This window comes from Pseudomonas sp. (assembly GCF_030150285.1).
Lineage (GTDB): Bacteria > Pseudomonadota > Gammaproteobacteria > Pseudomonadales > Pseudomonadaceae > Aquipseudomonas.
This window is the reverse complement of sequence record NZ_JASLGE010000093.1, coordinates 1-19,930: the sequence shown is the minus strand read 5'-3', so window position 1 is coordinate 19,930 and position 19,930 is coordinate 1. Positions and strand designations below refer to the sequence as shown.

The 19,930-nt window shown below is 61.6% G+C and carries 16 protein-coding genes; 8 read left to right on the top strand and 8 right to left on the bottom strand.

From position 1 onward, the window contains the following. Positions 1-158: 158 nt before the first annotated feature. A complete protein-coding gene (locus Q1W15_RS21830) occupies positions 159-2,195 on the top strand; it encodes an NADPH-dependent 2,4-dienoyl-CoA reductase (RefSeq protein ID WP_300732324.1) in 2,037 nt (678 codons plus the stop codon). A 170-nt stretch (positions 2,196-2,365) separates the two neighbouring features. Here Q1W15_RS21830 and Q1W15_RS21825 read toward each other — a convergent pair whose 3' ends face one another. The 6 genes from Q1W15_RS21825 to Q1W15_RS21800 form a co-directional block, all read right to left on the bottom strand. Continuing rightward, entirely contained in the window at positions 2,366-3,154 is a 789-nt protein-coding gene (locus Q1W15_RS21825) for an amino acid ABC transporter ATP-binding protein (protein WP_300732317.1), read from the bottom strand. A 16-nt stretch (positions 3,155-3,170) separates the two neighbouring features. Next, entirely contained in the window at positions 3,171-4,412 is a 1,242-nt protein-coding gene (locus tag Q1W15_RS21820; protein ID WP_300732314.1) for an FAD-binding oxidoreductase, read from the bottom strand. A gap of 48 nt (positions 4,413-4,460) precedes the next feature. Then, positions 4,461-5,171, bottom strand: a complete 711-nt coding sequence (locus Q1W15_RS21815) for an ABC transporter permease subunit (protein WP_300732311.1) — start codon at positions 5,169-5,171, stop codon at positions 4,461-4,463. After that, on the bottom strand, positions 5,168-5,887 hold the full coding sequence (locus tag Q1W15_RS21810) for an ABC transporter permease subunit (RefSeq protein WP_300732308.1): 720 nt from the start codon (positions 5,885-5,887) through the stop codon (positions 5,168-5,170). Before Q1W15_RS21810 ends, Q1W15_RS21815 begins: the two co-directional genes overlap by 4 nt. A 103-nt stretch (positions 5,888-5,990) precedes the next feature. Next, on the bottom strand, positions 5,991-6,746 hold the full coding sequence (locus Q1W15_RS21805; protein WP_300732305.1) for a transporter substrate-binding domain-containing protein: 756 nt from the start codon (positions 6,744-6,746) through the stop codon (positions 5,991-5,993). 12 nt (positions 6,747-6,758) lie between these two features. Beyond that, positions 6,759-7,634 carry a MurR/RpiR family transcriptional regulator gene (locus Q1W15_RS21800; RefSeq protein ID WP_300732302.1) on the bottom strand — a complete coding sequence of 292 codons (876 nt, stop codon included), beginning with the start codon at positions 7,632-7,634 and terminating at the stop codon, positions 6,759-6,761. 145 nt (positions 7,635-7,779) lie between these two features. On the opposite strand from Q1W15_RS21800, the gene Q1W15_RS21795 reads away from it, so the two are divergent. Next, on the top strand, positions 7,780-8,802 hold the full coding sequence (locus tag Q1W15_RS21795; RefSeq protein WP_300732300.1) for an Ldh family oxidoreductase: 1,023 nt from the start codon (positions 7,780-7,782) through the stop codon (positions 8,800-8,802). A gap of 251 nt (positions 8,803-9,053) precedes the next feature. Here Q1W15_RS21795 and Q1W15_RS21790 read toward each other — a convergent pair whose 3' ends face one another. Beyond that, a complete protein-coding gene (locus Q1W15_RS21790; protein WP_300732297.1) occupies positions 9,054-10,088 on the bottom strand; it encodes an AraC family transcriptional regulator in 1,035 nt (344 codons plus the stop codon). Then, a complete protein-coding gene (locus tag Q1W15_RS21785; RefSeq protein WP_300732294.1) occupies positions 10,085-11,005 on the bottom strand; it encodes a GGDEF domain-containing protein in 921 nt (306 codons plus the stop codon). Before Q1W15_RS21785 ends, Q1W15_RS21790 begins: the two co-directional genes overlap by 4 nt. A 344-nt stretch (positions 11,006-11,349) precedes the next feature. On the opposite strand from Q1W15_RS21785, the gene Q1W15_RS21780 reads away from it, so the two are divergent. The 6 genes from Q1W15_RS21780 (at position 11,350) to Q1W15_RS21755 (ending at position 19,588) form a co-directional block, all read left to right on the top strand. Then, entirely contained in the window at positions 11,350-13,884 is a 2,535-nt protein-coding gene (locus tag Q1W15_RS21780; RefSeq protein ID WP_300732291.1) for a TonB-dependent receptor, read from the top strand. A gap of 148 nt (positions 13,885-14,032) precedes the next feature. Beyond that, complete coding sequence (locus tag Q1W15_RS21775) at positions 14,033-15,943, top strand: phytase (protein WP_300732288.1); 1,911 nt, start codon at positions 14,033-14,035, stop codon at positions 15,941-15,943. Positions 15,944-16,033: 90 nt separating this feature from the next. Next, complete coding sequence (gene tolQ / locus Q1W15_RS21770) at positions 16,034-16,744, top strand: protein TolQ (RefSeq protein WP_300732285.1); 711 nt, start codon at positions 16,034-16,036, stop codon at positions 16,742-16,744. Positions 16,745-16,759: 15 nt separating this feature from the next. Then, positions 16,760-17,206 (top strand): protein TolR, encoded by a 447-nt coding sequence (tolR, locus tag Q1W15_RS21765; protein WP_300732282.1) that lies wholly within the window; start codon positions 16,760-16,762, stop codon positions 17,204-17,206. Between the two features lie 11 nt (positions 17,207-17,217). After that, on the top strand, positions 17,218-17,991 hold the full coding sequence (locus tag Q1W15_RS21760; RefSeq protein ID WP_300732343.1) for an energy transducer TonB: 774 nt from the start codon (positions 17,218-17,220) through the stop codon (positions 17,989-17,991). Between the two features lie 106 nt (positions 17,992-18,097). Next, positions 18,098-19,588, top strand: a complete 1,491-nt coding sequence (locus Q1W15_RS21755) for a DASS family sodium-coupled anion symporter (protein ID WP_300732279.1) — start codon at positions 18,098-18,100, stop codon at positions 19,586-19,588. Positions 19,589-19,930 lie beyond the last annotated feature (342 nt).

Here is a 19,930-nt window from a genome sequence, read left to right as displayed (position 1 = left end):
GGGTGTCACGCGTAGTGCGGGCTGTTCATTCGGGTTAGCCCTTTGTCACTTTGGGGCATTGAGCGAGGGCTGCACAGTCTTTACTGTGCCTCACATTCAACGATGGGAGCCGCAGAGCATCCCGCGTTCCGTGAACCTGTCCGTTGTGGAGTTTGCCGATGACCGCCCCTCATTACCCGCATTTACTGGCCCCGCTGGACCTGGGCTTTACCACGTTGCGCAACCGCACCCTGATGGGCTCAATGCACACCGGGCTGGAAGAAAAACCCGGTGGCTTTGAGCGCATGGCCGCCTACTTTGCCGAGCGGGCCCGGGGCGGCGTTGGCCTGATCGTAACGGGTGGCATTGCGCCCAACGATGAAGGCGGCGTGTACAGCGGCGCGGCCAAGTTGAGCACGCCTGAAGAGGCGCAACAACACGAGGTCGTGACCCGGGCGGTGCATGAAGCGGGAGGCAAGATCTGCCTGCAAATCCTCCACGCGGGCCGTTACGCCTACAGCCCACGGCAAGTGGCCCCCAGCGCCATCCAGGCACCGATTAACCCGTTTACGCCTAAAGCACTGGACGAAGACGGCATCGAAAAGCAGATCAGCGACTTCGTCACCTGTGCCCGGCTGGCGCAGGGTGCAGGGTACGACGGCGTTGAAATCATGGGCTCGGAAGGCTACCTGATTAACCAGTTTCTGGCGGCCCAGACCAACCAACGCACCGACCGCTGGGGCGGCTGCTACGAAAACCGCATGCGCCTGGCCGTTGAAATCGTGCGCCGAGTGCGTGAAGCGGTGGGGCCCCACTTCATCATCATCTTCCGCCTGTCCATGCTGGACCTGGTGGCAGGGGGCAGCGTCTGGGAAGAGATCGTGCAATTGGCCCAGGCGATCGAGCAGGCTGGAGCCACCCTGATTAACACCGGAATCGGCTGGCACGAAGCGCGTATCCCGACCATCGCCACCAAAGTGCCACGCGGCGCTTTCAGCAAGGTCACCGCCAAATTGCGGGGGGCGGTCAACGTGCCGCTGATTACCACCAACCGCATCAACACTCCCGAGATTGCCGAGCACATTCTGGCTGAAGGCGACGCCGACATGGTGTCGATGGCGCGTCCATTCCTGGCTGACCCGGATTTCGTCAACAAGGCCGCCGCTGGGCGCAGCGATGAAATCAACACCTGCATCGGCTGCAATCAGGCGTGTCTGGACCATACCTTTAGCGGCAAGTTGACCAGTTGCCTGGTCAACCCGCGTGCCTGCCACGAAACCGAACTCAACTACCTGCCTGCGCTGGAGCCCAAGCGCATCGCCGTGGTCGGTGCCGGGCCTGCGGGGCTGTCGGCCGCGACCGTGGCTGCCGAGCGCGGGCATCACGTCACGCTGTTTGAGTCTGCCAGCGAAATCGGCGGGCAATTCAACGTGGCCAAACGCGTGCCGGGCAAAGAAGAGTTTTTCGAAACCTTGCGCTATTTCGCGCGCAAGCTGCAGACCACCGGCGTCGACCTGCGCCTGAACACCCGCGTAAGCGTTGAGCAACTGCTCGCCGGCCACTTTGACGAGATCATTCTGGCCACCGGCATTGCTCCGCGCCTGCCCGCGATTCCCGGCATTGAACACCCTAAAGTGCTGAGCTACCTGGACGTAATCCTTGAGCGCAAACCGGTCGGTGCCAAGGTGGCAGTGATCGGTGCGGGCGGCATTGGTTTTGATGTGTCTGAGTTTCTGGTGCACCAAGGCGTTGCCACGAGCCAGGATCGCGAAGCGTTCTGGAAGGAGTGGGGCATCGACACCCGACTGGAAGCCCGAGGCGGCGTGGCGTGCATCAAACCCGACGTACAGGCCCCGGCCCGGCAAGTCTTTTTGCTGCAACGTAAAAAAACCAAAGTGGGCGACGGCCTGGGCAAAACCACCGGCTGGATCCACCGTGCCGGGTTGAAGAACAAACAGGTGCAGATGCTCAACAGCGTTGACTACCTGAACATCGACGATGCGGGCCTGCATATTCGTATTGGCGAAGGCGAACCGCAGGTTGTGGCGGTGGACAACATCGTTATTTGCGCAGGGCAGGACCCGCTGCGCGAATTGCAGGTCGGGCTGGTGGCGGCGGGGCAGAGCGTACACCTGATCGGAGGGGCGGATGTAGCGGCTGAACTGGACGCCAAGCGCGCCATCAACCAAGGCTCACGCCTGGCGGCAGAGCTGTAACCCGCGAGGGTGTTGCCGAAGGAACGAGGCTGCGATCGATTGTGTAGCGATCGTAAAGCCTGAATCCCGGGTCTAACAGGCACACCGCGTTGCCTGGCTTTACGACGGCTTCGCCGCCTGACGTAGCCTCGCAAGGCTCGTCAACGACTACAGGGTGTTGGTGCCTCCGATCAATGCACGATCTGCGCAAGAAACGCTTTGGCCCGCGGGCTTTTCGGGGCGTTGAAGAAGTCTTCGGGCGGCGAGTCTTCGATGATCATGCCGCCATCCAGAAACAACACCCGCTCGGCCACTTGACGGGCAAACCCCATTTCATGGGTCACGCACAGCATGGTCATGCCGCTGCCCGCCAGGTTAACCATCACGTCCAGCACTTCGCTGACCATTTCCGGGTCCAGGGCCGATGTCGGTTCGTCAAACAACATGATTTTCGGTTCCATGCACAGCGCCCGCGCAATCGCCACGCGCTGTTGCTGGCCACCCGACAGTTGGCTCGGGTATTTGTCTGCCTGGCTGGCGATGCCTACTTTGTTTAGAAAATGCTGGGCCAGTTCCACCGCCTTTTTACGCGTCAGGCCCCGCACGGACATGGGCGCAAGGATGCAGTTGTCGAGCACGCTCATGTGCGGGAACAGGTTGAAATGCTGGAACACCATGCCGATTTCGCTGCGCACTTGCGCCGCTTCTCGGCTGGTGTGGGCCAGGTCGGTGTTGTTGACCAGAATGGTGCCCTGTTCCGCGATTTCCAGGCGGTTGATGCAGCGGATCAGCGTCGATTTGCCCGAACCGGAAGGCCCGCACAGCACGATACGTTCGCCTTCGCGCACTGTGAGGTCGATGCCCTTGAGCACGTGGAACGCGCTGTAGTACTTGTTCAGGCCACTGATGTCCACCACCACCTTGCGGGGGTCAGTGGCTGGCGACGCAGGGGTATGAACGTAGTGAGGGTGTGCGTGCATGGTGTGTCTCCCGTGATCAGTGAAAGCGCTCGGCGCTGTAAGGGGCCGGATCGGTAAACGGTGCGGCTCCGGTCATCATTTCGGCCAGTAACCGGCCGCTCACCGGGCCCAGCGTCAGGCCGTGGTGGGCGTGGCCAAAGTTGAACCACAAGCCCTTGTGGCGGCTGGCCGGGCCAATCACCGGGCACATGTCCGGCAGGCACGGGCGGCGGCCCAGCCACGGCTCGGCATCCACCCGCTCACCCAGCGGGTACAGGCGCTGGGCGCGGGCTTCACAACGGCGCAACTGGATTTCGTTGATCGGGTCATCGCAGTCAGCAAATTCGATACCGGTAGTCAGGCGAATACCGCCAACCATCGGTGCCAGTACATAGCCGCCCACTGAATCGAGAATCGGGTGCTGCATGGTGTGGCCGTCTTTGGCGGCGTAGTGCATGTGGTAGCCACGCTTGATCGCCAGCGGGATCCGATAACCCAACGGCTCAAAAATCGCGCGCGCCTGCGGGCCGAGGGCCACCACGGCTTCGTTGCCGATAATCAGCCCTTGTTCGCTGTCGACCTGCCATTGCCCGGCGCTGGCGCGCAGGCGGGTGGCATCGCCGATCACAAAGGTGCCGCCGCGTTTGATAAACAGCGCGGTATAGCCCCGGGTCAGGCCGCCCGGGTCGGTCACGGTTTTGGGGTCCAGCCAGTGAATGCCGCCGATCACATCGGCGTGCAGGCCTGGCTCCAGCGCGTGCACTTGCTGCGCATCGAGCACGGTGTAGTTGAGCTTGAACGCGTGCAGGGCCTGGGCATCGCGTTGGGCCTTGGCGAAATCGGCCGGGGTGCGGTACACCTCAATCCAGCCGCTGTCGCGAATCAGGCTGAGCATGCCGGCCGGTTCCGCCAGCAAGTCGTGTTCGGTCACACACCGTTCAATCAGCGGCAGCATGGCCTGGGTAGCTTTGGCCAGCCCGGCGCTGCCCGATTGTTGCCAATATTTCATCAGCCAGGCCCCGGCTTTGGGCAGGTGCTTGAGGCTGTAGCGCACATCCGGTTGCTGGTTCAGGCCATAGCGCAGCAAGCGTGAGATTTCGCGCGGGAACGAGTAAGGGATAACGCTGGCGCGCTCAATCAGGCCGGCGTTGCCGTGGCTGGTGCCGTTGCCCGGCTGGGTGCGGTCAACCAGCACCACGTCGCGGCCACGGGCCTGAAGTTGCAACGCGGTGCTGACGCCGACGATGCCGGCTCCCAGAACGATAGTGTCGCAATGCATAAACAAATCCTTAAAACAGGGGCCGTGTGGGCAGCCCGAACAATGGGCTTACTGCAAGTGGCGGCCGAGACGGCTTTCGATCAGTTTCAGGCTGCGCCGCACGATCTCCACGATCAGCAGGTACAACACGGCGGCCCACAGGTAGACCTGGAAGTCGAAGCTGCGGGAGAACGCCATTTTGGTCACGCCCATCAGGTCATAAATGGTCACCAGGGACGCAATGGCACTGGCTTTGATCATCAGGATCAGTTCGTTGCCCAGTGGGCCGATGGCCACCAGCAGTGATTGCGGTAACACGATTTTGCGAAACGTGGTCCAGCGCGAGAGGTTCAGGGCCTTGCAGGCTTCGCGTTGGCCCTGGGCCACGGCCAGGATGCTGCCGCGCAGGATCTCGGCCTGGTACGCCGCCGTGTTGAGGGTGAACGCCAGCAGGGTGCAGAACCACGCTTCGCGGAAAAACCACCACAGGCCAACGTCTTGCCAGAATTCCTTGAACGACCCCAAGCCGTAATACAGCAGAAACAGTTGGGCCAGCAGCGGTGAGCCGCGAAAGAAGTACACGTAGGCACCGGTGAAGCGGCGCACAAAGCCGTTGTTGGACAGGCGGCCCAAGGCAATCAGCAAGCCCAGCAGCGCGCCAAGGGTGAACGAAATGGCCACCAGTTTGGCGGTCACCAGCAACCCATCGATAAAACGTGGGCCGTACCGTTCCAGCAGGTCGGGGTTGAGGAACATGTCTTGCAGTTCAACCAGGCTCATGGGCGCGCGCTCCGTTGATGGCGGCTGAAGTAGCGTTCCAGGAAGGCAAACAGGCGCCCGGAAATTGCCGAGAAAAACAGGTAGCCGAGGCAGGCGACGGTGTAAAACAGCATCGGCTCTTTGGTCACGCTGACCGCCAGGTTGGTTTGGCGCATCAGGTCAACCAGTGAAATGGTCGACACCAGGGAGGTGTCTTTGAGCAGCGACAGCCAGTTGTTCGACAGGCCGGGCAGGGCGATGCGCGCCAGTTGTGGCAGCACGACCTTGCGAAAGGTGGTGAACCGGGACAGGCCCAGTGCCGAAGCGGCTTCAAACTGGCCCTTGGGAATGGTTTTAAACGCCCCCAGCCAGATCTCGCTGGAAAACGCGGCAAACACCAGGCTGAATGCCGCCATTGCGGCCACGAAGGTGTTGATCGTGACTTGTTCGTCGTAACCCATCATCGCGAGGATTTTTTGCGCGGCGATCTGGCAGCCGTAATAAATAATCAGCAGCGTCAGCAATTCCGGCAGGCCGCGAAAGACTGTCGAAAAGGTGGTCGCCCAAGCACGCATCCAGCGGTTCTTCGAGCGGGCGGCGACCGCCACCAGCAGCCCCAGTGGCAAACCGATGGGCAAGCAGCTCAGGGCCAGGGCAATGGTCACCAGTGCGCCGGCCAGTAACGCCGAGCCCCAGCCGCCACTGGCGAAAGAAAGCAGTGAAAGTTGATCGAGCATGCTCGAATCCCCGGACAAAATTGGGTCGATAACCGCCGCTGCGCACGGTCGGTGCGCAGGGCAGGGTGGTTGGCAGGGAGGCCCTCAAGCGAGGGCAAAAGACTTAGTAGATATCGAAGTCGAAGTACTGGTCGGAGATCTTTTTATAGGTGCCGTCGGCCACGATTTCGTCCAGTGCCTTGTTGAAACGCTCGCGCAGGGCGTTGTCCTTTTTGCGCACGGCAATGGCGGCGTCAGCGTAAGTACCGTCGACGTCACCGATGATCTTGCAGCAGCCGTCGCTGTGTTTGTTGACCCATTCCAGCAGCGGGAACTTGTCGGCGATGACGGCCTCAACACGGCCGGTCTTCAACTCGGCATTGGCCTCGTCCAGCGTTGGGTACAGGTTAAGTTTGGCACCGGCTGTCTCGTAGTGATCTTCTGCGTAAATGCCTTGGGTCGCAGCCCCTTGAGCGCCAATGGTGCGGCCCTTGAAGTTGGTTTGGGCATCGGTGATGTCAGAATCTTTAGGCACGGCAATGGACAGCGGCGTGCGGTAGTAGCGGTTGGTGAAGGCGATTTTTTTCTTGCGCTCATCGGTCACGATCATCGAAGCCACGATGGCGTCGTATTTTTTCGCCATCAGGCCAGGAATGATTCCGTCCCAATCCTGAGCAACAATCTTGCACTTAGCCTGCATGCGTTCGCACAGGGCTTTGCTGATATCGACGTCGAAGCCCGACACCGTACCGTCCGAGTTGGTGGTGTTAAACGGAGGGTATGCCCCCTCGGTGGCGATGGTCAGTGTGTCGGCCTGTGCGTGGGTAGCCACGGCGACCAGCAGTGCGCAGGCACTGGCAAAGCGAATGACGTTTTTCATCTAACACCTCGTTTATTGTTTTGATCCGGGTGAGGATGTGTAACCCACGAACTCATTGTGTAAGGCCGCGGTTGCCTCGAGACGCTTTTCGACGTCCGGTCCCAGTTGTTTGCACACTTCGTTGATCAGCAGGTGCACCAGCGACAGCATCGCGGCCGTGGATTCCCAGAACAGGTTGAATTCGGTGGGCACGCGGAACACTTCATCGGCGTGTGTGTCGGCCCAGTCGCAGAACGTATCGGTAATCAGCGTGACCGCAATGCCGGCTTCACGGGCCTTGCGGCACAGTTGCTGGGCGTGGCGCGAGTAACGGCGGGCTTCGAACACCACCAGCGCGCAGTCCTCAGGGGGGCACAGCAGTACGTCGGCGTAATGCCCGGCGGCACCGTCCACCGATTGCACGCCATCGCGCAGGTATTGCAGCAAATGCACCATGGACGCGGCGATGCCGCGCTCGGTCTGAAAGCCCGCCACAAACACCTTGCGCCGGGTGGCCAGGCGCTGACTGACGGTTTGCCACGCGGGGGTCAGGCTGTGTTCATACACCTTCACCAGCGCCGCGACTTCCAACTCAAAGCTGCGGGGCAAGGCCTGCGGGCTCTGGCTTGATTGCTGGCGGAACTCTTGCAAGCGATCACCCACCAGCCATGGACCATCGCCGAGGTCATCTTTAAGGTCGTTTTTCAGGTCCTTGAAATGGCTGTACCCCAGGGCACGGCAAAAACGGCCGACACTGGACTCGCTGACACCCAGTTTGTTGGCGATGTCGGCGGCGGTCTGAAACGGCAGTTCGTAGAGGTTGGCCAGCATATAGCTGGCAATCGCCCGGCCCGAAGGCGCGGCGGTCGACAGACTGCTCTCAAGGCGTTGTTTGATGGACGGGCTCACGGCTGCTTTCCTGTTCTTGTTTCAGCGCGTTGCAGAAAGTGAAGGTTTTCTGTCATTAAGTCAACAATTGACAGATAACTGTCATCGTCGGATAGTTGGCCCCGCCATTGCACGCCTATAAAAATAATTCGACTGGAGCGCCAGAATGTCCCAACCCGCTACTTCCACGCCGTCGCTGACCCTTAGCGAATTGACCACCCTGTTGCAGCAGATCTTTGAACGCCATGGCACCTCGACAGACGTGGCGCAGGTGTTGGCGGACAACTGCGCCCGGGCGCAGCGCGACGGGTCCTTCAGTCATGGCGTGTTCCGCATTCCCGGGTATCTGTCGTCGCTGGCCAGCCAGTGGGTCGATGGCCGGGCGGTGCCGGTGGTGGAAGACGTAGCGTCCGGTTTTATCCGGGTGGATGCGGCCAACGGCTTTGCCCAACCCGCTTTGGCAGCGGCCCGCACGTTGCTGGTGGACAAGGCGCGCAGTGCCGGGATTGCCGTACTGGCTATTCGCAATTCGCACCACTTTGCGGCGTTATGGCCCGACGTCGAACCTTTTGCGCAAGAAGGCCTGGTGGCGTTGAGCGTGGTTAACAGCATGACCTGCGTGGTGCCCCACGGCGCGCACAAGCCGCTGTTTGGCACCAACCCCATTGCCTTTGCCGCGCCGCGTGCGGACGGGCCACCCATCGTGTTCGACCTGGCCACCAGCGCCATTGCCCACGGTGATGTACAAATTGCCGCCCGCCAAGGGCATACCTTGCCCGCGGGCATGGGCGTTGATAAACACGGTGCCCCGACCGAAAATCCGAAAGACATTCTCGACGGCGGTGCCTTGCTGCCGTTTGGCGGGCACAAGGGCTCGGCGCTCTCCATGATGGTGGAACTGCTGGCGGCAGCGCTTACGGGGGGTAATTTTTCGTTCGAATTCGACTGGTCACAGCACCCGGGCGCACAAACCCCGTGGACGGGCCAACTGCTGATTGTGATCGACCCGAGCAAATCCGGGGGCAACGGCTTTGCCCAACGCAGCGCGGAACTGGTGCGCCAGATGCACGCGGTCGGCCTTGAACGCATGCCCGGTGACCGACGCTTTATCGCGCGTGCCAAATCCGAGGAAGCTGGCATCCCATTGAGCGCAGAAGAACTGGCCAAACTGCGCGCACTGGCGCAATAACCCCTACCCCCCCCTACGGATCACGGATGGCAGCGTTTGTAGGAACGAGCTTGCTCGTGATCTTTTGATCTGGCTTTTGATCTAAAAGGGTCCCCTTAAACCACGCTGGCTGATCGCGGCGGCCCACGGCGTAAAGCCGGAACCTTAAGTGGCCGTGACCGCAGCAATGGATAGGCCGAAGCTTTTAAAGATCAAAAGATCGCGAGCAATCGAGCGTCGACCGGCTGATCCTACGGTCCCTGTCCCACGTATCACACGTTCAAAAACTGGCGGATCAGGTTGGGTGTGCAGCCGGTCCAGCGTTTGAGGGCGCGGCGAAAGTTGGCCGGGTCGCTGAAGTTCAGGTGCTCGGCCACGGCTTCGTGGCTCAACCCCTTGATCTGGTACAGGTACAGCGCCATGTGTTTGCGCGCCTGATCCTGCTGGGCCTGGAAGTGGGTGCCGTGTTTGCTCAGCTTGCGCTTGAGGGTGGCCTGGCTCATCGCAAAATGCTGGGCTGTCTGTTCCAGGCTCGGCGCGTGCTGGGCATGGTTGCGCAGGTACACATACAGACGATCAAGCAAGCTGGCGCGCACCCCCAAGCTGTGCAGTTGCGCCTGCGCATCTTGCAGCGCCACCTGGCGGGCGGTGGCCGACGCATTGGGCCAGGCCCGCGTCAGGTATTCGCGAGGGATGCGCATCAGGTCGAGCTGGCTGCCGAACTGGGTGTTTTCCCCCAGGTGTACCCAGTATTGCTCCACGTAACGCGGCTGCGCATGGCAGAAACTGCACTCCCACGGCAGGCGTTCGCCGCTGAGCCATTGGGTCATTGCCATCAGCGCCGTCATGCTGGCCTCCAGCACAAACCGCAGGTGTTCCTGGGCACCGCAACTGTCCAGCCAATACACGTACGCGTAGTGGTCATCCACCAGCAGGCGGGGCGTGAGCAACGGGCTGAGCAGGGCGCGATGATGGGTCACCGTGTCCAGCGCCTGATGCAGGTTTTGCGCGTGTTGCAGGGCGTGGCTCGCGGCTCCGTAATGCCCCGGCAACAGGCGCTGGCCGAACAGAAAACTGCTGTCATCCGCGCCCAACAAGCGCTGTGCGTTGTCGATCAGGCTAAAGAACTGCTGCGGGCTAAGGCGAGTGCGCCCGGCGGTGATGTCTTCGTAAAACAGGCCGGTGCCGCGCAGCAGGCGATGGCTGTCAATGTCGCGGGATAACGCCAGGTCAATCAGCGTGGCGGGCTGGTAATGGCCGGGAATAAAACGATGGTCGGCTTCGTACCAGTCACTGGCCGGCGTCATGCCCGTTGGCTCCGGGGAGGCTTGGCGAGGGCCAGCGCCAGGTTCAGGCGTTTGAGCAAGGCTTCAGGAGGCTCATCGTTGGCCATCACCACCGCCGTGCTGGCCGCCAGGTGCACGCGTTCGCCGTGGTGGCGGGTTTTGTGCGCCAGCCCCTGCACCGCTTGTTGCAGTTCAAGGGCCAGCAAGCGGGCCTGGGTTTCGCCGGTGGTGGGCAGCACCACCACAAAACGGTCGCCGGCCAGCCGGCAGAGCAAGTCGTGACGGCGCAGGTTCAGCAGCAGCAATTGGCTGAGGGCCTGCAGCACGGCGTCGCCTTCCGCGTGCCCGTAGTGTTGATTAATCGCCGCAAAGTCGTCGATATCCAGCGCCAGCAACGACAGGGGTTGCTGCTGTTCGCGGCTTTGCACCAGGCAATCCTGAACCTGACGTTTCAGGTAGTCGGCACCGCCCAGCGGGGTCAGCTTGTCGAACAGCCGGTGTTCGCGAAACACCCGTTCGCGCTTCTCCAACTGCTGGTTGATGGCCTGCTGTTCGCGGTGCCAGTGGAACAGGCCAATGGTCAGCAGCACCATGCCCACCGGCATCGGCCCGGACTCCAGCCAATGGTCCCAGCCGATGTGTTTGGGCAGGCGAAAAAACTCATCCAGCACGTCCATCCACCACGAAAAAAACAGGCAACTCAGGCCGATGGCGAAGTAGTTGGTCACGCGCCCCACCGGGCGGCATTTGAGCACCAGCACCAGCCACAGCAGAATAAACAGCGCCGTGCCACCTTCGCCGGTGATGTCCAGCCATTGCCATTCACTGACGGTTTTGACCCTGCCGAACGCAATGTTCAACAGCAGGCCGATATTGCTCGCCAGTAACAACAGCGCGAGCTTCCAGCGATGGTGCTTGAGGATGTTTAACCAGGTCATGACAGCGCTACCAGAACGGAATGCGGGCCAGCACACCAGAGGTGTGTGACAGCCGTGTGACCGGTTGCGCAGGTCGAATCAGCTCAGGCGGGGTGTTGATAATGTTGCAACCGGCCGCCGACCGGGGCCTGCCTTTCACGCAAACAAGGGATCACGGGGCCGTTCACGTCTGCAGCCCAGGGGTCAAATCAGCTCATTTACCCGCCCGATAGCCACCAAAGCCCTCTATTTCGGGGCATGGCGCGCCACACTGTCACAGCTTTGTCATTCCCCGTCCCTAGCGTTCGCTTCCATGTTGTCGGGCCATTTGCCTGACCTGTCGCAGCATTGGGGGGAGGACAAACATGTACACACGTCGCAACACGGCACAATGGGTCGGTTTTACGGTGAGCGCCTTGGCCCTGGCAATTGCCAGCGAGCGCCTGAGCGCCGCCGAGGCCTTGGCCAATAGTGTCACGGAGCACGTTGAGGTGGTCGGCCAGGCCGCCAGCCTGGACAAGGCCCTCAAGCAGCAGCGCAACTCGGACGCTATCGAAAGCGTGGTCCACGCCGATGGTGTCGCGCAGTTACCGGACGTTAACGTGGCTGAGGCGGTGCAGCGCTTGCCGGGCATCAGTATCGAGCGCGACCAGGGCGAAGGCCGCTTCGTCAGCGTGCGCGGCCTGGGGCCGGACCTCAACAGCGTCACCATCAACGGTACGCTGGTGCCCTCGCCTGAAAGCGCCCGCCGCGCCGTGGCACTCGATGTGTTGCCCTCCGAGTTGGTGCAGTCGCTGTCGGTGATCAAAACCCTGACCCCGGACATGGATGCCAACTCGCTGGGCGGCACGGTTGATGTAAAAAGCCTGTCGGCCTTCGACCATGACGGGCTGTTCTACACTGGCACCACCGAAGCCGGGTACAACCAGCACACCGGCAAGACCAGCCCCAAATTGTCCGGCGCGGTCAGTGATCGCTTCAGCCTGGGCGACGGCATCGACAACTTTGGCGTTGCGGCCGCGTTCAGCTGGAACAAACGTGATTTCGGTTCGGACAACGTTGAAACCAGCGGCGACTGGGACTTTACCGACGGCGCGAAGCTCAACAGTTTTGAGCAGCGCGTGTACGACATTCGCCGTGAACGCACCGGCGGTGGCCTGAACTTCGACTTCAAGCCCGACGATGACACCCGCCTTTACCTGCGCACGTTGTACAGCCGTTTCAAAGACAGCGAGGTGCGCAATTCGGACGCGATCGAGTTCGCCAACCCGCAAGCCGAGGGCGAGTTGGGCAAGGCCAAGGCCAAGCGCAAACTCAAACAGCGTGACGAGACCCAGGAGATCAAATCCTACGTGTTTGGCGGTGAACGCCTGATGGGGCTATGGACCGTGAGCGGGCAGGCCGGTTACAGCGAGTCCAGCGAAGACAGCCCGGCGGGCATTGCCGGGGCAACGTTCAAAGGCAACTCAAGCTTCCCCGACAGCGGCTGGTATGACTCCGAGAAGCCCCGGCCAATCATCGGCGCGGGCTTCTATGACCCCGCCAACTTCACCCTCGACAAAGTCGACGTGAAAAAACAACTCACCACCGACAAAGAAAAGAACATCCGCCTCGACCTGGCGCGCGATTACGACGTTGACGGGTATGCCTCGCAGTTCAAGTTCGGCGGTAAAGTCAGCCGTCGCAGCAAGGACAACGACACCGAGGCCTGGACCTACAAGAACTTTTCCAAACTGGGCTTCAGCGATGACCAACTGAACATGGGCCAGTTCAGCAAAGGCGAGCTGGATTACTCGGTGGGGCGCTATGGCCCGGGCATCAGCCCAGGCGCGATCAAAGACCTGCTGGGCGGGCTGAACCGCAATGACTTTTACAACGAGCAAGACTCACGGGTAAATGACTTCACCCTGCACGAAAACATCAACGCCTCGTACGTGATGAATACCGTGGACATCGACGACTGGCGCTTTATCACCGGGCTGCGCTACGAAGGCACCGAATTTGATGCCAAGGGCACGGGCATACGCAACGGCGTGTATGAAGCGCAAAAAAACCAACGCGATTACCAGCACTGGCTACCGGGCCTGCATGCGCGTTACCAATTGGCAAAAAACACCCAAGTGCGGGCTGCCTGGACCAACACGGTGGTGCGCCCGACATTCGGGCAATTGGCACCGGGTTTTGTGATTGAGGATGACAAAGCCGAGTTCGGTAACCCCAACCTCAAGCCGCTGGAGTCGAGCAACTTCGATGTGGGTATCGAGCACTTTATGGGCCGCGCGGGCACGGTCTCGGCGTTCCTCTTCTACAAAGACATCAAAAACTTCGTCTACAACAACGACCTGGCCGGCACGGGTATGTGGCGCGATTTCACCGAGGCGCATTCCTACGCCAACGGCGACAGCGCCACGTTGTATGGCCTGGAACTGGCGTACTCACAAAAATTCGATTGGCTGCCCGCGCCCTGGAACGGCGTGATTGTGGGGGCGAACAGCACCTTTAGCCGCTCCAACGCCAGCGTTAAGGGGTACGACGCCGCGTCCGGGCGCACCCTCAAGCGCGATATCGATTTGCCCAACCAGTCCAACACCGTTGGCAACCTGATGCTTGGCTGGGAAGACGACACGCTAAGCCTGCGCCTGTCCGCCAACTACAAGTCCAATTACCTGTATGAGCTGGCCGGCATTAACGACAAGGCTCACGACACCTATGTCGATGCGCAAACGTTTGTCGACTTCAGCGCCCGTTACGCGCTGACCAAAAACCTGCACGTCAACTTTGACGCGCAAAACCTGACCGACCAGCCGTACTTCACCTACACCGGCAATCGCCACTTCAACAACCAATACGAAACCTACGGCCCGACGTACTCGCTGGGCCTGACATTCACCCATTTCTAAAACAGCAGAGGTTCTCTGTAGTCGCTGCCGCCGGGTGCGAAGGGCGGGTGCACCGCTGCGACGGCACCTCCCGTTTGTGCAAGCGCCCTGCGAACCGTGCGGGCGCGGCAGCGACGACAGATTGGCCCATTCAACGGACTGTAGACCCATGGCTTTCATGTTTAAACGCAACACCCGCGTATTGCCCTTACTGGCCTGCCTGAGCGCCGGTGCCGTGTACGCCGATGTTAACCCGCCGGCGCTGCAACCCTTCGCGGCGACCAAGGCCCAGGCGCTGGGTTTCTTGCCCGACAGCCGCGCCAACGAACGGCTGGTCGTGAGCCGCCGCGAAGGGGTGCGGCTGCTGGATGCGCACGGCAAAACCCTGAGCCAGGTGCCGGGTTCGTTCACCGGCCTCGACAGCCGTGCGCTGGGCGATCACGTGCTGGTGGCCAGCAGCGATGAAAAAAAGCAGCAAGTGGCGCTGTTCAGCCTCAACCCCAAGACCCATGTCTGGCAGCCGCCGATGTATGTGCCCCGGCGTGATTACGCGGTGACGGGGGTGTGTCTGTACCGTGATGAAGCCAGCAATATTTACCTGTTTACCGTGGGCGAGGAGGGTAAGGGTGAACAATGGCTGGTGGCCGCTGACGGTCAGCGCTTGAACGAACCCCTGCGGGTGCGCAGTTTGCCACTGCCCCCCGACGCCGAGTTCTGCCAGGTCGACGATGCGGCGCAGCAACTGTTCGTCAACGAAGAAAACGTCGGCTGGTGGGCATACCCCGCCCACGCCGAGGCCGATGCCGGGCGCGTGCCGGTGGCGATGGTTGAGCCCTTTGGCAATCTGAAAAAAGCGGCGGGTGCCATGGCGCTGGTGCCAGGCGGCCTGGTGGGGCTGGACCCGAAAGCGGCCCAGTTGCACCTCTACCAACAGCAGGGCAAAGGCTGGGCGGCCGTCGCCACTTTGCCACTCAAGGGCGTGGTCGAGCCCGAGCACCTGGCGTTGCGCCCTACCGCGCAGGGCCTGCAATTACTGGTGCAGGACGGTGACAACAGTCGCCTGTTTGAAGGCAGCCTGAACTGGACAGCCACACCGGTGGCCACACCGGCAGTATTGCCGGTGGTCAGGCCGCAGGTGCAAACCGAACCGGTGATCAGCCAGGGCGATGCGGCGGATGACCCCGCGATTTGGGTTCACCCCACCACACCGGCGGCCAGCCGGGTATTGGGCACCGATAAACGCGCGGGGCTGGAAGTCTACGACTTGCAGGGCCACCGGGTGCAGCATTTGCCGGTGGGCCGCCTGAACAACGTGGATGTGCGGCCAGGCTTCAGCCTCGGCGGGCGCACCGTGGACCTGGCCGTCGCGACCAACCGCGATCACAACAGCCTGAGCATCTTCAGCATTGACCGCGACAGCGGCGAAGTGCGCGAAGCGGGCGAAGTGCCCACCACGGTCAGCGACATCTACGGGCTGTGCCTGTTCAAGGCCCCGTCGGGGGACATTTACAGTTTCGCCAACGACAAGGACGGCACCTTCTTGCAGCACCGCCTGTTCGCCGTGGGCGACAAGGTGCAAGGCGAACTGGTACGCCAGTTCAAGGTAGCGACCCAGCCTGAAGGCTGCGTGGCCGACGACCGAAACCAGCGCTTGTTCCTCGGTGAAGAAGATGTCGCGGTGTGGGCGGTGGATGCCCGGCCCGATCAACCCGCGACCCTCACCAACGTGATCAAGGTGGGCGGCCTGGTACACGACGACATCGAAGGCATGGGCCTGTACCAGACCGACAAGGACAACTACCTGGTGATCTCCAGCCAGGGCAACGACAGCTATGTGGTGGTGGACGCTGCACCGCCATTTGCCCTGCGCGGCGCGTTCCGGGTGGGGGTGAATGCCGCCGCGGGGATTGACGGCGCATCTGAAACCGACGGGCTCGACGTGACCTCCGCCAACCTCGGCGGGCCATGGAGCCAAGGCATGCTGGTGGTGCAAGACGGCCGCAAACGCATGCCCGAACACAGCCAGAACTACAAATACATCCCCTGGACCGAGGTGGCCAAGGCCTTGAAATTGCCTTGAAGCCGTCATGACGCGGTCATCTGCGTCGACTTGAATCCTTCCATGCGCCCACCCCCGGGTGTGGCGCAGCCTTGAACACGGAGTAGCACCATGCACGCAACCATGGAACACATGACCCTCTGGGGCCTGATCAGCGACGCGAGTCCGCTGGTAAAGGGCGTGATGCTGACGTTGCTGTTGGCCTCGCTGTTGAGCTGGTTTTTGATCGTGCGCCGCAGCGCGATTCTGCGCCGCAGCGAGCGCGACATCGACCGTTTTACCCAACGACTGCGCGACCAGGCCGAGTTGAATGCGCTGTACCGCGAAAGCCGCGACACGCCGCACACCGATGCCGGGGCCGAGCACGTTTTCGCAGCGGCTTACAGCGAATACGCCCAACTGCGCCAGCAGCCGGGAGTGGATGCCGACGGCGTGATGCAGGGCGTGGAACGGGCGCTGTACGTGGCCATCAGCGAACAGGAAGTGCGCCTGGAAAAGGGCCTGCAATTTCTCGCCACCGTCGGCTCGGTAAGCCCTTACATCGGCCTGTTCGGCACCGTGTGGGGGATCATGAATTCCTTTATCGGCCTGTCGCAGGTGCAACAGGCCACGCTGTCTACGGTCGCGCCCGGCATTGCCGAAGCGCTGATAGCCACGGCCATCGGCCTGTTCGCGGCGATACCGGCAGTGATTGCCTACAACCGCTTCTCTGCCCGCGGGCAAACACTGCTGACCCGCTATTACAGCCTGGGCAATGAAGTGCAAATGCGCCTGTACCGCACCTCGCATCTCGGCTCACGCAGCATGGCGGCTGTCGCTTAAACAGGGAGTGTGAACATGCTTGTCCGACCACAGCGCAAACACGGGCCCAAGGCCGAAATGAACGTAGTGCCCTACATCGATGTGATGCTGGTGCTGCTGGTGATTTTTATGGTGACCGCACCGATGCTCACCCAAGGGGTGAAAATCGAACTGCCCAAAGTCGCCAGCGAAGCCTTGGGCAATGACAGTCAGCAGAACATTCTCACCCTGTCGGTCAAGGCCGAGGGCGGCTATTACTGGAACCTGGGCAGCGAACTGGACACCCGTAATCAGACCGACAGCGCCGTCAGCCTTGAAGAACTGCAAAGCAAAATCGGCCAGGTGGTGGCGCAAAACGGCGACACCCAGGTGTACATCCGAGCCGACAATGAAGCGGGCTACGGCAATGTGGTCAAGGCCATGGCGGCCTTGCAACAAGGCGGCGTGACCCACTTGGGCCTGGTCACGGAGGCCCCGCAATGAGTACGGCATTGATGCACGGCGCGCTGCCGCACACCGCCGCGCCCTTGCCGTGGGCCACCCTGTGGAACAACAGCCAGGCGCTGGCGGTGAGCGTGGCCTTGCACGGCGCGGTGGTGGCCTTTTTGGTCATGGGCTGGAGCCTGGAACAAGCGGCCCCCGAGCCGGTGCCCGCCACCCTGCACACCCGCCTGGTGATGCTACCGGCCGAACCGCTGGCGGTGCCGGCTCCAGAGCCCGCGCCTGCGGTTGCGCCACCGCCGGTGGTGGTGCCGCCTGACGTGGTCAAACCCACGGTAGACCCGCAGATACAGGCGCGAAAGCTGGAGCAGGCCGCCTTGGCGCATAAACGCGTGCAAGCGCAAAAACAGGCACAGATCGAGGAACAGAAACAGGCCCGCCAGCGCGCTGAACAGGCCGAGGAACAACGCCAGCAGGCCGCTGCAGCCGCCGCGCAACAGGCCCGGGCGGCGGCCGACGCGGCGCAGCGCGCCCAGCAGGCGGCGGCTGCGGCGGACATTCGCCAGTATCAGCCCATCAGCAAACAAGCCCCTGAATACCCGCAGCGGGCGTTGGACAAAGGCATACAGGGCGATTGCACCGTGGAATACGCGGTCACCCCGCAAGGCAAAGTCGACAACCCCAAAGTGGTGGGCAGTTGCCACCCGATGTTGATCCGGCCTTCGCTCGTGGCCGCCGCCACATTTCGCTATGCACCGCGCATTATCGACGGCCAGGCCGTGACCGTACCGGGCGTGCGCAACACCTTTCACTACAAAATCGAATAAACCCACCTAACGGTAGGCGCAAGCGTGCGCCTACCTGATAAGCATCAACGCGAGAGCGCTGTCCTTGACCTATGCTGCAGGCGATTTCAAGTATTAGGAGATGTTCATGAGTGCGCCTGCAACCACCCCGCAGCCGTCTGCCGCGAAAATGAAACTGCCCCTGGGCCTGGTGATTGCGGTGCTGGTGATGGTCGGCGTGCTGCTGTTGCCATTGCCCGCCGATTTGCCGGTGGCGGGGCATCGCATGCTGGCCATTCTGGCCTTTGCCGTGGTGGTGTGGATCACCGAGGCGGTGTCGTACGAAGCCAGTGCGATCATGATTACGTCGCTGATGGCGTTCTTGATTGGCATGGCGCCTACCCTGGCGGACCCGTCGAAAATCTACGGCACCAACGCCGGGATCACGATGGCCTTGACCGGCTTTTCCAATGCCGCCCTGGCCTTGGTGGCCGGTGCGCTGTTTATTGCCGCCGCCATGACCCACACCGGCCTGGACCGGCGTATTGCGCTGGTCACCCTGTCGCGCATCGGCACCAGCACCCGGCGCATTCTGCTGGGCGCAATTGCCGTGACCATCCTGCTCAGCCTGGTGGTGCCCAGCGCCACGGCCCGAAGCGCCTGCGTGGTGCCGATCATGATGGGGGTGATTCTGGCGTTCGGGGTGGACAAGCGCTCGAACATCGCCGCCGGGATCATGATCGTGGTGGCCCAGGGCACCAGCATCTGGAACGTCGGCATCCAGACCGCCGCCGCGCAAAACCTGCTGACGGTCGGCTTTATGGACAAGATGCTCGGTGAGCGCGTGAACTGGCTCGACTGGCTGATCGCCGGGGCCCCGTGGGCAATCATCATGTCGGCGGTGCTGCTGTTTGTGGTGCTGAAAATGCTGCCGCCGGAAAGTGACAGCATTCCTGGCGGCAAAGAAGCGGTGGAGAAATCCCTGGCCGAACTCGGCCCCATGACCGCCCCGCAAAAGCGCCTGATGATGGTCTCCATCGCCTTGTTATTGGCATGGGCCACTGAAGGCAAATTGCACAGCTTTGATACCACCTCCACCACCTACGCCGGGCTGGTGTTTTTGCTGTTGCCGCGTTACGGCGTGATGACCTGGAAAGATGTGCAGTCGCGCATTCCGTGGGGCACGGTGATTGTGTTCGGGGTGGGCATCAGCTTGGGCACGGCGCTACTCACCACCCAGGCCGGGCAATGGCTGGGCGGCCAAGTCGTTGAAAACACGGGGCTGGACCAGGTAGGGCCGCTGGGCATCTTTGCGATCCTGGGAGCGTTTCTGATTCTCATCCACCTGGGGTTCGCCAGCGCCACGGCGCTGACCTCGGCCTTACTGCCCATTCTGATTGCCGTGCTGCAAACCTTGCCCGGTGAATTCAACCGCCTGGGCATGACCATGTTGCTGGGGTTTGTGGTCAGCTACGGCTTTATCCTGCCCATCAACGCCCCGCAAAACATGGTGTGCCTGGGCACCCAGACCTTCACTGCCAAGCAGTTTGCCAAAGTCGGGCTGGTGGTGACGGTGGTGGGTTACCTGCTGATGTTACTGTTCGGCGCGACCTACTGGAGCTGGTTGGGCTGGATGTAGGGAGGGGCCGTCCCGTCCATTGCTGCGGTCACGGCCACTGCCGTGCCACTGCGCAAAACCTGTGTTCGGCCAGCGTGGTTTAAGGGGGCCCTTCATTCACCTGTAGGAGCGAGCTTGCTCGCGATCTTTTGATTTTTAAACGCTCAATGACGCCACGCTGTCGTGCAGCAATTCTATCCATTGCGCGGTCACGGCCACTTAAGGTTCCGGCCTTACGCCGTGCCACTTTGAAAAGCTGTACAGACCGGACACATGGTTGACGGGTGTACGGGGACATGGTGGACACTTTTCGGCGAGCTTATTTCGCCGGAGAGCCATCATGCCTTGGAATACGAGAGACGC